This window comes from uncultured Roseovarius sp., from assembly GCF_913057115.1.
GTDB lineage: Bacteria > Pseudomonadota > Alphaproteobacteria > Rhodobacterales > Rhodobacteraceae > Roseovarius.
In genome coordinates, this window is record NZ_CAJXNN010000034.1 from 1 (window position 1) to 14703 (window position 14703).

General features: G+C 58.8%; 16 protein-coding genes. 10 read left to right on the forward strand and 6 right to left on the reverse strand.

Annotation, left to right across the window (positions count from 1 at the left end):
• From QZ498_RS13345 to QZ498_RS13370, 6 genes are all read right to left on the reverse strand, one after another.
• The coding region (locus QZ498_RS13345; protein ID WP_294623036.1) for a pyruvate dehydrogenase complex dihydrolipoamide acetyltransferase at positions 1-1274 on the reverse strand (1274 nt) is incomplete at its 3' end.
• Positions 1275-1288: 14 nt separating this feature from the next.
• Positions 1289-2668, reverse strand: coding sequence for a pyruvate dehydrogenase complex E1 component subunit beta (locus tag QZ498_RS13350; protein ID WP_294623038.1), 1380 nt, complete (start codon positions 2666-2668; stop codon positions 1289-1291).
• Between the two features lie 12 nt (positions 2669-2680).
• Entirely contained in the window at positions 2681-3691 is a 1011-nt protein-coding gene (gene pdhA / locus QZ498_RS13355) for a pyruvate dehydrogenase (acetyl-transferring) E1 component subunit alpha (RefSeq protein WP_294623040.1), read from the reverse strand.
• Positions 3692-3889: 198 nt separating this feature from the next.
• Positions 3890-4948, reverse strand: a complete 1059-nt coding sequence (locus QZ498_RS13360) for a YeeE/YedE family protein (protein WP_294623042.1) — start codon at positions 4946-4948, stop codon at positions 3890-3892.
• A gap of 38 nt (positions 4949-4986) precedes the next feature.
• Entirely contained in the window at positions 4987-5334 is a 348-nt protein-coding gene (locus QZ498_RS13365) for a helix-turn-helix transcriptional regulator (protein ID WP_294623044.1), read from the reverse strand.
• A gap of 38 nt (positions 5335-5372) precedes the next feature.
• Positions 5373-5696: a thioredoxin family protein gene (locus QZ498_RS13370; protein ID WP_294623046.1), complete on the reverse strand. Its 324-nt coding sequence runs from the start codon at positions 5694-5696 to the stop codon at positions 5373-5375.
• A 129-nt stretch (positions 5697-5825) separates the two neighbouring features.
• On the opposite strand from QZ498_RS13370, the gene QZ498_RS13375 reads away from it, so the two are divergent.
• The 10 genes from QZ498_RS13375 to QZ498_RS13420 all read left to right on the forward strand — a co-directional run bounded on the left by QZ498_RS13375 (position 5826) and on the right by QZ498_RS13420 (position 14701).
• Positions 5826-6563 carry a cytochrome c biogenesis protein CcdA gene (locus tag QZ498_RS13375; protein WP_294623048.1) on the forward strand — a complete coding sequence of 246 codons (738 nt, stop codon included), beginning with the start codon at positions 5826-5828 and terminating at the stop codon, positions 6561-6563.
• A 23-nt stretch (positions 6564-6586) separates the two neighbouring features.
• Positions 6587-7168 (forward strand): thioredoxin family protein, encoded by a 582-nt coding sequence (locus QZ498_RS13380; protein WP_294623050.1) that lies wholly within the window; start codon positions 6587-6589, stop codon positions 7166-7168.
• Between the two features lie 122 nt (positions 7169-7290).
• Entirely contained in the window at positions 7291-7773 is a 483-nt protein-coding gene (gene soxX, locus QZ498_RS13385; protein WP_294623052.1) for a sulfur oxidation c-type cytochrome SoxX, read from the forward strand.
• A 41-nt stretch (positions 7774-7814) separates the two neighbouring features.
• Complete coding sequence (gene soxY / locus QZ498_RS13390) at positions 7815-8234, forward strand: thiosulfate oxidation carrier protein SoxY (RefSeq protein ID WP_294623054.1); 420 nt, start codon at positions 7815-7817, stop codon at positions 8232-8234.
• A 23-nt stretch (positions 8235-8257) separates the two neighbouring features.
• Complete coding sequence (gene soxZ / locus QZ498_RS13395) at positions 8258-8587, forward strand: thiosulfate oxidation carrier complex protein SoxZ (protein WP_294623056.1); 330 nt, start codon at positions 8258-8260, stop codon at positions 8585-8587.
• A gap of 67 nt (positions 8588-8654) precedes the next feature.
• Positions 8655-9509, forward strand: coding sequence for a sulfur oxidation c-type cytochrome SoxA (gene soxA, locus QZ498_RS13400; protein WP_294623058.1), 855 nt, complete (start codon positions 8655-8657; stop codon positions 9507-9509).
• A 146-nt stretch (positions 9510-9655) separates the two neighbouring features.
• A complete protein-coding gene (soxB, locus tag QZ498_RS13405; RefSeq protein ID WP_294623060.1) occupies positions 9656-11353 on the forward strand; it encodes a thiosulfohydrolase SoxB in 1698 nt (565 codons plus the stop codon).
• Positions 11354-11440: 87 nt separating this feature from the next.
• A complete protein-coding gene (gene soxC, locus QZ498_RS13410) occupies positions 11441-12727 on the forward strand; it encodes a sulfite dehydrogenase (protein WP_294623062.1) in 1287 nt (428 codons plus the stop codon).
• A complete protein-coding gene (locus QZ498_RS13415; protein ID WP_294623064.1) occupies positions 12711-13892 on the forward strand; it encodes a c-type cytochrome in 1182 nt (393 codons plus the stop codon). The genes soxC and QZ498_RS13415 overlap by 17 nt, the downstream gene beginning before the upstream one ends.
• A gap of 98 nt (positions 13893-13990) precedes the next feature.
• Complete coding sequence (locus QZ498_RS13420) at positions 13991-14701, forward strand: c-type cytochrome (protein WP_294623066.1); 711 nt, start codon at positions 13991-13993, stop codon at positions 14699-14701.
• The last annotated feature ends 2 nt before the right edge of the window (positions 14702-14703 follow it).

A 14703-nucleotide genomic window follows, 5' to 3' on the forward strand; every position in this document is an offset into this window, starting at 1 on the left:
GCGCCAAGCGCGCCGTCGATGACCCGGTGATCGACGCTCAGGGTGACGGACATGACGGTTGCAACCGTCAGTTCGCCATCCTCGCCGACAATGGGTTTCTTGACGCCGGAGCCGACCGCAAGGATGCCACCATGCGGCGGGTTGATGACCGCATCAAAATTGTCGATGCCGAACATCCCGAGGTTGGAAATCGCAAAGCTGCCGCCTTGGTATTCCTCGGGCGAAAGTTTGCGATCGCGGGCGCGGGTGGCAAGGTCTTTCATTTCCGCCGACAGCGCCGAGAGCGATTTCATGTCGGCGTCTTTCAGAACCGGGGTGAAAAGCCCCCCTTCGATGGCCACGGCAACGGCCACATCCGAGGGCTTGAGCTTGAGCACCTTGTCCCCGGCCCAGACGGCATTGGCATCCGGTACGGCCTGAAGGGCCAGCGCGCTTGCCTTGATGATGAAGTCATTGACGCTGAGCTTCACGCCACGGCCTTCGAGCTGTTTGTTGAGCTGGCTGCGGAAGGCCAGAAGCGCATCAAGCTTGATATCCCGGCGCAGGTAGAAATGCGGGATGGTCTGCTTGGCCTCGGTCAGCCGGGCCGCAATGGTCTTGCGCATCCCGTCGAGTTTGACCTCTTCGTACTCGCGGTTCTGATACATGGCGGCAACGGCATCGGCGGAAGGGCCGGTTGGGGCCGTGGCTGCCGCTTGAGGTGCCTGAGCGGGGGCCGCTTCGGATTTGGCAGGGGCCGCGCCTGCCTTGGCACCTTCGACATCTGCCTTCACGATCCGACCGCGTGGGCCAGAGCCCTCGATCTGGTTAAGGTCGAGGCCTTTATCGGCGGCGATCCGGCGGGCCAGAGGCGAGGCGAAGATACGCTCACCATCGGCGGATTGCGGCGCTGCGGGGGCTAGCGTCTCAGACGCTGCTGCACCATTGCCAGAGTTATCGCCACCCGACTTGTCCGAGGGTGCGTCATTGTTTTCCGCCTTCGGTGCGGGTTTAGCATCGTCGCCCGAGGTGTCGATGTCGTCGGCACTTTCGCCTTCTTCCAGCAAGACGGCAATGGGCGTGTTAACTTTCACGCCTTCGCTGCCTTCCTCGACGAGAATCTTGCCAATCGTGCCTTCATCAACGGCTTCGAACTCCATGGTGGCCTTGTCGGTTTCGATTTCGGCAAGAAGGTCCCCGGAATTGACGGTATCGCCTTCCTTGACCAGCCATTTGGCCAGCGTGCCTTCCTCCATGGTGGGGGAGAGGGCGGGCATGAGAATTTCTGTGGGCATCGCTCCGTCTCTCCTTAGCGGTAGGTCACTTTGTTCACGGCCTCAAGCACCTCGTCGGTCGAGGTGAGGGCCAGTTTTTCGAGGTTCGCGGCATAGGGCATGGGCACGTCCTTGCCGGTGCAGTTGATCACCGGCGCATCGAGGTAATCGAAGGCGCGTTCCATCAGGGTAGCGGTGATATGATTGCCGATGGAGGCCACCGGAAACCCTTCTTCCACGGTGACGCAGCGGTTGGTTTTCATCACGCTGGCAATCACGGTGTCATAGTCGATGGGGCGCAGGGTGCGCAGGTCGATCACCTCGGCCTCGACGCCGTCTTCCGCAAGTTTCTCAGCGGCTTCGAGGGCATATGTCATGCCGATTCCGAAGCTGACGATGGTCACATCCGAGCCCTCACGCCAGATCTTGGCCTTGCCGAATGGAATGGTGAAATCATCCAGCACCGGCACTTCGAAGGACTTGCCGTAGAGAATTTCGTTTTCGAGGAAGATCACCGGGTTCGGATCGCGAATGGCCGATTTCAGTAGGCCCTTGGCATCGGCCGCTGAATAGGGCTGCACCACTTTAAGGCCGGGTACATGGGCGTACCATGCCGCATAGTCCTGACTGTGCTGCGCGCCGACGCGCGCAGCGGCACCATTGGGACCGCGGAAGACGATAGGGCTGCCCATCTGACCGCCGGACATATAAAGCGTTTTGGCTGCGGAGTTGATGATCTGGTCAATTGCCTGCATGGCGAAATTCCATGTCATGAACTCGACAATCGGGCGCAAGCCGCCCCATGACGCGCCGACGCCGATCCCGGCAAAGCCGTGTTCCGTGATGGGCGTGTCGATCACGCGTTTGCCACCAAACTCGTCAAGCAGGCCTTGGGTGATCTTGTAGGCGCCTTGGTATTCGGCCACTTCCTCGCCCATGACGAAAACAGTTTCGTCGTTGCGCATCTCTTCGGCCATCGCCGTATTGATCGCTTCGCGCACGGTCATTGTTTTCATCTCGGTCCCGTCGGGCCAATCGGGGCTGGTATCAGGTTTGGGGATGTCCGGGGCGTCGTCACTCTTGGCTTTGGCTGGCGCGCTTTCCTCTTTGGCTTCCGAGGATGGTTCAGGTTCGGCTGGGGAAGAGGCGCTTTCGATGTCGTCGGCGCTTTCGCCTTCTTCCAACAGAACGGCAATTGGTGTGTTCACCTTTACGCCTTCGCTGCCTTCTTCAACCAGGATCTTGCCGATGGTGCCTTCGTCGACGGCTTCGAACTCCATCGTGGCCTTGTCGGTTTCGATCTCGGCGAGAATGTCACCGCTGGACACCTCGTCGCCTTCCTTCACAAGCCATTTGGCAAGAGTGCCTTCTTCCATTGTCGGGGAGAGGGCGGGCATAAGAATTTCAGTTGCCATTTTGATCTCTCCTCAAGCGTTCTGCGGGGCAACATCGGTATAGATGTCTGTCCAAAGTTCTTCGACGGCGGGTTCAGGGCTGTCCTTGGAGAATTCGGCAGCGTCATTGACGACGCCCTTGATCTCCTTGTCGATGGCCTTGAGGTCTTCTTCGGTGGCGTGCTTGCCCGAAAGCAGAAGGTCGCGGACATGTTCGATGGCGTCTTTTTCCTCGCGCATCTTTTGCACTTCCTCGCGCGTCCGGTATTTCGCCGGGTCCGACATGGAGTGACCGCGGTAGCGATAGGTCTTGATTTCAAGGATGTAGGGGCCTTTGCCGTCGCGACAGTGGGCCACCGCCTTCTCGCCGGCTTCCTTGACGGCAAGGACATCCATGCCATCCACCGCTTCACCGGGGATGCCAAAGGCTTCGCCGCGGGTGTAGATGTCGGGGGTGGAGGTGGAGCGTTTTTGCGAGGTGCCCATGGCATATTGGTTGTTCTCGATAACAAACACCACCGGCAGGTCCCACAGGGCGGCCATGTTGAAGGTCTCGTAGACCTGGCCCTGGTTGGCGGCGCCGTCACCGAAGTAGGTAAAAGTTACGCGGTTGTTCTCTAAGTATTTGTCGGCAAAGGCCAATCCGGCACCGAGCGGTACGTTAGCACCAACGATACCATGACCGCCGTAAAAGTCTTTCTCGGTCGAGAACATATGCATCGACCCGCCTTTACCTTTGGAGTAGCCGCCTTCGCGGCCGGTGAGTTCGGCCATCACGCCCTTGGGGTCCATTCCGCAGGCCAACATGTGGCCATGGTCCCTATATGTTGTGATCCGCTTGTCGCCCTCCTCAGCTGCTGCCTCCAATCCGACGACAACGGCTTCTTGTCCGATGTAGAGGTGGCAGAACCCACCGATCAAACCCATGCCGTAGAGCTGCCCCGCCTTTTCTTCGAATCGGCGGATCAACAACATGTCGCGATAGTATGACTTTAATTCATCAGCAGAAACATTTGGTTTCTTTGTACTTTTCCGGGTGGCCATATGTGGCGCCTCCTCCGCTGCATAAATAGTTTAGCGTTAAACTATTAATTACACCATTCGCGGAGCAATTTCGAGAGACAATTTCACGAGCCGCCGAAATGCTGTGTTCAGATCGTACGAGTCGTACGATTTACCTCCGAGTTTCGTACGAAAATCGGGGGGTGTGACAGGGGCGTCGTACGAGTCGTACGAAAAATCCTATTCAGCGGGCTGGAAGCCTTCGATCAACTGGCGCAATCCGAAAGCCGCACCGGCGATGATCGAAAGCATGGTAACGGGCGCGGAGTAGCTGAGCACGGAAAAGGCGGAGATGCCCTGACCGACGGTACACCCCATGGCGAGGACAGCACCGGCCCCCATCAGAACCGCACCGATGATCTGACGGCGCAACTCGCGCGGGTCTTCGCAGGCCTCCCAGCGAAAGTGGCCCTTGATCAACGACCCGGCGAAGGCGCCAAGCGCCACGCCAACGACAGACCCCACCGCGAAGGACGGTGCGCTTGCCGAGGCGCGCATGGTATAGAGCAGGGTTTCTCCCACGGGGGCGGAGAAGCTATGCGAGACAACCGGCATTGCGGCGAAACCTTGGGTGGCGACCATGTAGCTGCCGGCCCACCCGGCGGTGATGGCAAGGCCCACGACGACCGCCCAAAAGACCGAGCTTGGTTTTTCCAACAACGGGCGCGAGGTGAGTGCGGCCACGCAGATCAGCAACCCTATGAAGATGCCAAGGGTGGCCAAGGGCAGATTGGTATTGGCCGAAATCAGATGCACGATACCGGGGGGCAGGTCGGTTGTGACGTCTTCTTGGGGAAAGACCCAGTTGCGCAGATAGGAAAACGGCCCATGCAGCATGGCATAGGCCGAGACCCCCATCACCACGACGATCACGAAGGCACGGATATCGCCGCCGCCCAACCGCGCGATGCAGCCATAGCCACAGTTGCCCGCCAAGGCCATGCCATAGCCGAACATCAATCCGCCGATAATAGAGGCAAGCGGCATCCAGCGGATCGACAGGTAAAAGGATTGTTCTGGTGCGAAGTGTCCGGTGGACGTCAGGGCATAGACCCCGATCACGGCCACCCCGATGGCCAGAAACCACATCCGCATCCTGACCCACGAGGCGCCATAAAGCGCGTCTTCAATGGCGCCCATGGTGCAAAACCGCCCAATCCGCGCGGCGAGACCCAGAAACAGGCCCGAGGCCAGCCCGATCAGGGCCACCAAGAAATTATCGTCGATGAAATCGTACATATGTGCTCCCTCCACTCCGGGCGAAGGGGCGCGATTCCTTATGTCGCCTCGGAGTCCTCGGCGCAGAATAGCTCATAAACAAGTTCGAGTACACGTCGCGGCTTGTCATCGGCGAGGCGGTAATAGATCGCTTTGCCGTCGCGCCGCGGGATGACCAAACCTTCGAGGCGGAGGCGGGAAAGCTGTTGGGAAACAGCGGCTTGTCGAGCCGAGAGCAAGTCCTCGAGTTCGGTCACCGATTTCTCGCCCGAGACGAGGTGACACAGGATCATCAGGCGGCCTTCATGACTGATCGCCTTGAGGAAATTGGACGCGTTGGTGGCGTTGGTCACCATGCGGTCCATCTCATCCTCGGACAGTGAATCGTCAAAAACGGGAAGTCCCATGGTCCCATGCCTTGTTTTGTTATGGCCTGCGCGGGCCTTTAATTGGTTTTTGCGCGATCTTCAAAGTCTGTGTTGTCTTCCAGCATCATCGTCAGCAGACCCCAGAAAAAATCTTCGCCCGGATAGCCTTCGATCCGGGCCAGTTCCTGACCTTCGTCGACCAAGATGAAGGTCGGTGTGAAATTGACACGGCGGTCGAATTCCATGCCTTCGGGTGCCCCATCGGCGATATCGACGACACGCAGTGGTGCATAGACCCCTTCGGCGGTCTTGGGATAGATCGGGCCAAGGTTTTCTTTCCATTCGATGCAATAATGGCACCCTTTAGCCTCGACCATGACGAGTTCGGTCGCTTGCGCCACTGGGGTAAGCGAGAGCCAGAGAGCTGGCGCGAGTAACGAGAGTGCCCTTGACAGCATTCCACACCTGATTGACGTTGACTTAACCCACAACATAATTTGAATATGTAGATAAGACAAGGAATCTAGGCGATGATGGATATTTCCTTTGCCGGGGCGGCGCTTGCCGGGCTTTTGGCCTTCTTCACCCCGTGTATCCTGCCGATGGTTCCTTTCTACCTCAGTTACATGGCCGGGCTTTCGATGTCGGAGCTGCGCGAGGAGGGCGAGATTGCCCCGGGTGCGCAACGGCGATTGATCTTGTCCTCTGTCGCTTTTGCCTTGGGCGTGACGAGCATCTTCACGCTGATGGGCATGGGTGCCACGGCCGTGGGGCAGGCGTTCAGCCAGTGGTTTGATGTTTTGCGCTATGTGGCGGCCGGTTTGATCTTTGTCTTCGGGCTGCATTTTCTGGGCGTGATCCGCATCGGGATTTTGTATCGTGAGGCCAAGATCGACGCCAAGACCGACCCCAAGAGCTTTGTCGGGGCTTATATCATGGGGCTGGCCTTTGCCTTTGGCTGGAGCGCCTGTGTGGGGCCGGTTCTGGCGACCATCCTGATGATGGCCAGCGGCATGGGCGAGGTTTGGCGGGGAGGACTTTTACTTTTGGTGTTCGGCCTTGGGATGACAGCGCCTTTCGTCGTTGCGGCGATGTTCGCCAAGCCGTTCCTGGGCTGGCTACAGCGTAACCGGAAGTATCAACCTTATGTGGAAAAGGCCTTGGGTGTTATGCTGGTCGTGTTCGCGCTGTTGATCGCGACGGGCACGATCAACGAGATTGCCAATTGGATGATAGAGACCTTCCCGGTGTTTTCGCAACTGGGATGACAGCCTTAGAGGGAGGAGAGGCGATGACACGTATTTTCGCGATTTTACTGGCGGTGGTTGGCTTGAGTGCCCCCGTGGCGGCGGCCAATATCGGGGATGACGGGCTGCACAAGGCGGCTTGGATGCGCGACACCTTTCTGGATATGGCCGAAGATCTGGAAGAGGCCAATGCCGAGGGCAAGCGCCTTGTGCTGATGGTGGAGCAGCGGGGCTGCATTTACTGCAAGAAAATGCATGAGGAGGTTTACCCCGATGAGGCGATTTCCAGCTACATCGACGAGAATTTCTTTGTCGTGCAACTGAATCTTCACGGATCGCGTGAGATGGTCGATTTTGACGGCGATGTGCGGTCGGAACGCGAAATGCTGCGCAAGTGGGGGATTCTTTTTACACCGACGGTGATTTTCCTGCCCGAAGAGGTTGAGGACGGCAAAACCGCGCCGCAGGCGGCGGTGGCCACGATGCCGGGGGCGTTCCAGAAGGGAACCACTTTGGACATGTACACTTGGGTGAACGAAAAGCGCTATGCCATGGATTCAGAGGAGGATTTTCAAAGGTATCACGCGCGCCGCATTCAGGAGCGTGCGGCGGCGAAAGAAGACTAAAGCTACCGTGCAGTTGCGGCAATAATTCACAAAGCTGAATTTGTTGTTGCATCCTGCGGGGGCGGTGGCCTACTGTATACATAGCTAGCCGAATACAAGGCATGATAGTCATGGGAGGAAACATGAAGCTTTCGACAACAATTTTGGCGGCGGCGGTCCTGACCGCCGGGGCGGCGCAGGCCGGTCCGGTTGCGCCGGGCGACGTCCAGTATGGCGAATACGGTGAAGTGACCGAGTCGCTGACCGGTGTTCCGGGTGATCCGGAAAACGGTGCCAACGTCATGAAGAACAAGGGCATTGGCAACTGTATCGCCTGTCACCAGGTGACCGCATTGAACGATGCGCCGTTCCACGGTGAAATCGGGCCGCCCCTTGATGGCGTGGCTGATCGCTGGGGCGAGGCCGAGTTGCGTGGAATTCTGGCGGACGCCAAAAAGACGTTCCCGGACTCCATGATGCCGTCTTACTACAAAGTTGAAGGCTTTGTTCGCCCGGGTAATGCCTACACGGGCAAAGCCGCTGAGGGTGAGCTGGATCCGCTTCTGACGGCCCAGCAGATCGAAGATGTTGTCGCCTTCCTGTCGACGCTGAAATACGAAGACTGACGCGGATCGGGCGGGACAAGAGTTTGACCAAGGAGATGAAAATGGACTTCACACGACGTGAAACGCTGGCGATCGGCGCTGCCGCCGCTGCGGTAACCGCGCTGCCGATGCCCGCGATGGCATCGCTGACTGACGACGCGATTGCGGAATTCACCGGCGGGGCCGATGTGGCCGATGGCGGTGTTGACCTCGACGCGCCGGAAATCGCCGAGAACGGCAACACCGTGCCGATCGAAGTGAGCGCCGAGGGTGCCACCGCGATCATGGTGCTGGCCGCTGGCAACCCGACCCCGGGTGTCGCGACCTTCAACTTTGGCCCCGGTGCTGGCGCGCAACGTGCCAAGACCCGTATCCGTCTTGCCGGTACGCAAGACGTTGTTGCGGTGGCCAAGATGGCGGACGGCAGCTTTGCCAAAACCCAGAAGACCGTGAAGGTCACCATCGGCGGCTGCGGCGGCTAAGCGAGCGAGAAGGAGAAAACACAATGGCAAAAGGTGTACGCCCCCGCGTGAAAGCGCCCCGTTCGGCCGAAGCCGGTGAGGTCGTGGTTCTGAAAACCCTGATCAGCCACAAGATGGAATCGGGTCAGCGCAAGGACAGCGACGGCAACGTCATCCCGCGTTCGATCATCAACCGTTTCACCTGTGAGTATAACGGCGCGATGGTCGTGGATGTGGAAATGCATCCGGCGATTTCGACCAACCCCTACTTCGAGTTCGAAGCAACCATCCCCGAAGCAGGTGACTTCAAGTTCACTTGGTACGACGACGATGGCTCGGTCTATGAAGAAACCAAATCGGTTGCGGTTGGTTGATAACAAAAAGGTGCCCTGCGCCGGGGTGAACCGGGGCAGGGACAACCTTTAGGGAGGGAAAATACATATGAAATTCAATGCAATGACAGCAGTGGCTGCCTTGATGCTGGCGGTGCCCGGTGTTGCCTTGGCGGGTCCGGATGATGACAAGATGGTTATCAACGGCGAAACCGAGATGACCACCAAGGCACCGTTGCCCGCGCATATGGAAGACGCCAACATGGACGAAATCATGTCTGGCTGGCATTTCCGCTCGGACGAGACGCAGGCCTTGCAGATGGATGACTTCGACAACCCCGGCATGATTTTCGTGGACGCTGGCATGGACCAGTGGAACGCGGTCGAGGGCAGCGAGGGCAATTCCTGTGCGACCTGCCACGAAGGCCCGGAAAGCATGAAGGGCGTGCGCGCCGTTTATCCGAAGTGGGATGAAGAGGCGGGCGAGGTGCAAACCCTTGCCATGCAGATCAACGATTGCCGTGAGAACAACATGGGCGCCGAGCCTTACAAATACTCGGGCGGTCAGATGGCGAACATGGAAGCGCTGATTTCCTTGCAGTCGCGCGGCATGCCGGTGAACGTGGCCATTGATGGCCCGGCCAAGGAAACGTGGGAGAAGGGTAAAGAGCTTTACTATACCCGCACCGGTCAGCTTGAGCTGTCCTGTGCCAACTGCCACGAAGACAGCTATGGCATGATGATCCGCGCCGACCACCTGAGCCAAGGTCAGATCAACGGCTTTCCGGTTTATCGCCTGAAAAACGCCAAGCTGAACACGGTTCACGGACGTTTCAAAGGCTGTGTGCGGGATACCCGTGCCGAGACCTATAAGCCCGGCAGCGATGCCTTTGTCGCGCTGGAGCTTTATGTTGCAAGCCGCGGCAACGGCCTGTCGGTCGAGGGCCCGTCGGTTCGCAACTGATGTGACGATCGGCCGGGGCGGCACGTGAGGCGCCCCGGCCAAGCCGCTGCCTGCATGACATTGAAATTCATGGCCTTTCGGCCAAGCCGCATCCGGAGGGCCGGGCGCGGTAACGGGACAACTTTAACCAACCGGAGACGGATTACATGATCTCTCGTCGCGATTTTCTTCAGGTCAGCATGGCGGCCTCGGCGCTTTATGGCGCAAGCGGCTTTGGCAATTGGGCGAAACTGGCAGCGCAGCAGGCCCTGACCCAAGACCAGCTTTTGGAATTTGACACTTTCGGCAACGTGAGCCTGATCCACGTGACCGACATCCACGCGCAGCTTAAGCCGATTTATTTCCGTGAGCCGGAGATCAACATCGGTGTGGGCGGCAACAAGGGCGAGGTGCCGCATGTCACCGGCGCGGATTTCCGCAAACTTTATGGCATCGAGGATGGCAGCCCCAGCCACTATGCCCTGACGTACAATGATTTCGCGGCCTTGGGCAAAGAATACGGCAAGGTCGGTGGCCTTGATCGTGTGGCGACTGTCGTCAAGTCGATCCGCGCGGCGCGGCCTGATGCCCTGCTGCTGGACGGTGGCGACACCTGGCACGGGTCTTACACCTGCTATCACACCGAAGGCCAAGACATGGTCAACGTGATGAACGCGCTTGAGCCGGATGCGATGACCTTCCACTGGGAATTCACGCTGGGCCAGGACCGGGTGCGCGAATTGGTCGAAGGGCTACCTTATGACGCCTTGGGTCAGAACATTTTTGACGCCATGTGGGATGAACCGGCTGCCGAGTTCAAACCCTATGAGTTTTACGAGCGCGGTGGTGTGAAGATTGCCGTCATCGGGCAGGCCTTCCCGTATATGCCGATTGCCAACCCCGGTTGGATGTTCCCCGATTACAGTTTCGGTATCCGCGACGAGAACATGCAGGCCATGGTGGACGAGGTGCGCAGCCAAGGCGCCGAACTGGTCGTTTGCCTGAGCCACAACGGATTCGACGTGGACAAGAAGATGGCCAGTGTCGTGAAAGGCATCGACGTGATCCTGACCGGTCACACCCACGACGCCTTGCCCGAGCCGGTTTTGGTGGGCGATACGATCCTGATTGCCAGCGGCTCGAACGGGAAATTCGTAAGCCGTGTGGATCTGGATGTGCGCGATGGCCGGATGATGGGGTTCCGTCACAAGTTGATCCCGATTTTCTCGGATGTGATTGAGCCGGATGCCGATATGGCAGCCCTGATCGACGAACAACGCGCGCCTTATAAGGCCGAGTTGGAAGAAGTGATCGGGGAAACCGATGATCTGCTCTATCGTCGTGGCAACTTCAACGGGTCGTGGGATGATCTGATTTGTGATGCGCTGATTTCCGAGCGTGAGGCGGATATCGCCATGAGCCCCGGCGTGCGTTGGGGGCCGAGTATCCTGCCCGGTCAGGCGATCACCCGTGAGGACATCTGGAACGTGACGTCGATGTCTTATGGCGAGGCTTACCGCAGTGAGATGACCGGCGAATTCATCAAGGTGATCCTTGAGGATGTGGCCGACAACATCTTCAACCCCGACCCCTATTACCAGCAGGGCGGTGACATGGTGCGGATTGGTGGCATGGGCTATTCCATCGACATCAGCAAACCGCAGGGTGAGCGGATTTCCGACATGACCCTTCTGAGCTCCGGCGAGGCGATCGACCCGGCGAAGAACTACGTTGTCGCGGGCTGGGCCAGCGTCAACGAGGGCACCGAGGGACCGCAGATTTGGGACGTGGTGGAAAGCCACATCCGCAAACAGGGCACCGTTAAATTGGAGCCGAACAACAGCGTCAAAGTCAGCGGACTTTAAGCGCGCCGCGACGCTTTGACAGATACCTTACATTCATCAAATTCATGTAGATGAATATGATGTCGAAAGAGGAGGCTTAGGACAGAGATGACAGCCGACAAGAAATCTAACGGGGCTTCGCGCCGGGCGTTCCTGAAGGGCGCCGTGGCGGCCGGGGGTGCCGTGGCGGGGGCGGGCATGGCCCGTGCGGCGGGCGACCCCGATCCGCTGATCACGGAAGTGCAAGACTGGGCCAGCGGCCTTGGCGAAGGTGTGGATGCCACGCCCTACGGCCTGCCCATTCGGTTCGAGGACGATGTGGTGCGCCGCAACGTCGAGTGGTTGACCGCCGACACGATCAGCTCGATCAACTTCACGCCGATCCATGCTTTGGATGGCACGATCACGCCGCAGGGCTGCGCCTTTGAGCGTCACCATTCGGGCGCGATCGAGTTGAAGAAAGAGGACTATCGCTTGATGATCAATGGCTTGGTCGATAAGCCGCTGATCTTCACCTATGCCGATCTGGAGCGTTTCCCGCGCGAAAATCACGTGTATTTCTGCGAATGTGCGGCGAACACAGGCATGGAATGGGCCGGGGCGCAGCTCAATGGTGCGCAGTTCACCCATGGCATGATTCACAACATGGAATACTCCGGCGTGCCGCTGCGCACCCTGCTTGAAGAGGCCGGGTTGGACACTGCGGGCGACCTGAAAGACAAATGGGTCTATGTGGAAGGGGCGGATGCCTCGTCGAACGGGCGGTCCATTCCGATGGACAAGGCGCTGGATGATTGTCTGGTGGCCTTCAAGGCCAATGGTGAGGCCCTGCGCAAAGAGCATGGTTACCCTGTGCGTCTGGTCGTTCCCGGTTGGGAAGGCAACATGTGGGTCAAGTGGTTGCGTCGGGTTGAGGTGCTGGATGGCCCCGTGGAAAGCCGCGAGGAGACATCGAAGTACACCGATACGCTGGCCGATGGCACAAGCCGCAAGTGGACGTGGGAGATGGACGCCAAATCGGTCGTCACGACCCCAAGCCCGCAATCACCCATCACCCATGGCCCCGGGCCGCTGGTGATCACCGGTCTGGCATGGTCGGGCCGTGGCGCGATCACCCGGGTTGATGTCTCGTTGGATGGTGGCAAAAACTGGCAACAGGCGCGTCTGGCCAAGGAAGGCGAGAGCAAGGCCCTGAGCCGGTTCTACTTGGACATCGACTGGGACGGCAGCGAGATGCTGCTGCAAAGCCGGGCGCATGACGAAACGGGTTACGTGCAGCCGACCAAGGCACAGCTGCGCGAGGTGCGCGGCGAGAACTCGATCTATCACAACAACTGCATCCAGACTTGGTGGGTGAAAGAAAGCGGAGAGGCGGAAAATGTCGAAGTCTCTTAAACTCTATGGTGGCACGGCAGTGGGCGCAGCGGCGCTTTTGGCCGTGGCCTTCAATTTTGCCGACCGCAACGTCACCCCGATGCCCGAGCGCGCGGATGTGATGGGCGAGGCGCCTGCTAACCCAGATCTGGGCTTTATCGCAATGGCGCGTGCCGCAAGCGAGCCGCATGGCAATTACAACCTTGGCCGTATGGCCCTTCCGGAAGAGATCGCGGCATGGGACGTGGATGTGCGCCCCGATGCGACGGGTCTGCCAGAAGGCTCGGGCGATGTCTTGACTGGTGAAGAAGTCTTCATTGAGCAATGCGCCATTTGCCATGGTGACTTTGCCGAAGGACGTGGCAACTGGCCGAAACTGGCCGGTGGCGACGGCACCCTTGCCGACAAGGACCCGTTGAAGACAGTGGGCAGCTACTGGCCCTATCTGTCGACGGTTTGGGACTATGTCCACCGCTCGATGCCTTTTGGCGCGGCGCAGACCCTGACAGCGGATGAAACCTATGCCATCACGGCGTATATCCTATATTCCAATTACCTTGTGGAAGATGATTTTGTGCTGTCGCATGAGAACTTTCTTGAGGTGGAAATGCCCAATGCCGATGGGTTCATCGTAGATGACCGCGAAGAAGCCGAGGCGCATTTCTGGAATACCGAGGCCTGTATGTCAGACTGTAAGGACAGCGTGGAAATCACCATGCGCGCCGCGGTTCTGGACGTGACCCCGGAGGAAGAGGAAGAAGCGGCCGCTGAGCCTGCCGCCGCCGAAGAGGTGGAAATGGCCGCAGCGGAGACCGAAGAGGCCGCTTCGGCGGAGCCCGCGGCGGAAGAAACGGCCGCCCTGGACGCTGAACTGGTGGCTGCCGGTGAGAAACTCTTCCGCCAGTGTCAGGCCTGTCACCAAGTGGGAGATGGCGCGAAAAACCGCGTTGGCCCACATCTGAACGGTGTCATGGGCCGGACCATCGGTGGTATCGAAGACTTCCGGTATTCGAAGACCATGGCGGCGATGGGTGAAGAAGGTCAGGTGTGGGACGAAGAGTCCATGGCCGCCTTCCTTGCTGATCCGCGCGGTTATGTGAAGGGCACGAAGATGTCCTATCGTGGCCTGAAGAAGGAGGAGGATATCGCGGCGATGACCGAATATCTGAAGTCTTTCTCGAACTAAGATTTCAATGCGGGGCCGGGTCAAACCGGCCCCGTTTTTTCTTTGAATGAGGGCGCTTGCATGCCATCATTCAAGCATGAGCTTTGGGAGGAGCGTTCATGCGGAAACGCGCGATAGGTGCGGCGGCCCTGACGATCGGGTTCATTGCATCGCAGGCCCTTTGGGCCGATGAGATCGGTGACGCCGAACGGGGCAAGGAAATCTATGCCAAGTGTTCGGGGTGTCACCAAGTGGGTAAGGGGGCCGAAAATGGTATTGGCCCGCATCTGAATGGGATTTTTGGCCGCAAGGCGGCATCGGTTGCGGATGATTACCGCTATTCCAAGGGTTTGAAACGGGCTGGGGCCGATGGGCTTGAGTGGCATCTTGATACCCTTGATGCCTACATTGAAAATCCAAAGGCCTTGGTCAGTGGGACGCGGATGAGTTTCCGGGGGCTGAAAAAGCCGCAGGACCGGGCCGATGTTCTGGCCTATTTGCGAATTTATTCGGATGATCCGGCCAATATCCCCGAGGCGGACCCGACGGCGATTGCGCCGGAGGTGGAATTGCCGCCCGAAATCCTCGCCATGGTGGGGGACCCTGAGTATGGCGAATACCTGTCCAGTGAATGCAAGACCTGCCACCAGCCGGATGGCAATGACGATGGGATTCCGTCGATCACCAACTGGCCGGCGGAGGATTTCGTGGTGGCCATGCATGCCTATAAGCAAAAGCTGCGGCCGCATCCGGTGATGCAGATGATGGCCGGGCGGCTGAGCGACGAGGAGATCGCGGCGCTGGCGGCCTATTTTGAAGACATAGAATAACT

Bases quoted from the DNA above. Each gene is read 5' to 3' on its own strand.
- pdhA (WP_294623040.1), bottom strand. From the start codon at position 3,691: ATGGCCACCCGGAAAAGTACAAAGAAACCAAATGTTTCTGCTGATGAA.
- soxX (WP_294623052.1), top strand. From the start codon at position 7,291: ATGAAGCTTTCGACAACAATTTTGGCGGCGGCGGTCCTGACCGCCGGG.
- soxY (WP_294623054.1), top strand. From the start codon at position 7,815: ATGGACTTCACACGACGTGAAACGCTGGCGATCGGCGCTGCCGCCGCT.
- QZ498_RS13375 (WP_294623048.1), top strand. From the start codon at position 5,826: ATGATGGATATTTCCTTTGCCGGGGCGGCGCTTGCCGGGCTTTTGGCC.
- QZ498_RS13420 (WP_294623066.1), top strand. From the start codon at position 13,991: ATGCGGAAACGCGCGATAGGTGCGGCGGCCCTGACGATCGGGTTCATT.
- QZ498_RS13380 (WP_294623050.1), top strand. From the start codon at position 6,587: ATGACACGTATTTTCGCGATTTTACTGGCGGTGGTTGGCTTGAGTGCC.
- QZ498_RS13350 (WP_294623038.1), bottom strand. From the start codon at position 2,668: ATGGCAACTGAAATTCTTATGCCCGCCCTCTCCCCGACAATGGAAGAA.
- soxZ (WP_294623056.1), top strand. From the start codon at position 8,258: ATGGCAAAAGGTGTACGCCCCCGCGTGAAAGCGCCCCGTTCGGCCGAA.
- soxB (WP_294623060.1), top strand. From the start codon at position 9,656: ATGATCTCTCGTCGCGATTTTCTTCAGGTCAGCATGGCGGCCTCGGCG.
- QZ498_RS13360 (WP_294623042.1), bottom strand. From the start codon at position 4,948: ATGTACGATTTCATCGACGATAATTTCTTGGTGGCCCTGATCGGGCTG.
- soxC (WP_294623062.1), top strand. From the start codon at position 11,441: ATGACAGCCGACAAGAAATCTAACGGGGCTTCGCGCCGGGCGTTCCTG.
- QZ498_RS13415 (WP_294623064.1), top strand. From the start codon at position 12,711: ATGTCGAAGTCTCTTAAACTCTATGGTGGCACGGCAGTGGGCGCAGCG.
- QZ498_RS13365 (WP_294623044.1), bottom strand. From the start codon at position 5,334: ATGGGACTTCCCGTTTTTGACGATTCACTGTCCGAGGATGAGATGGAC.
- soxA (WP_294623058.1), top strand. From the start codon at position 8,655: ATGAAATTCAATGCAATGACAGCAGTGGCTGCCTTGATGCTGGCGGTG.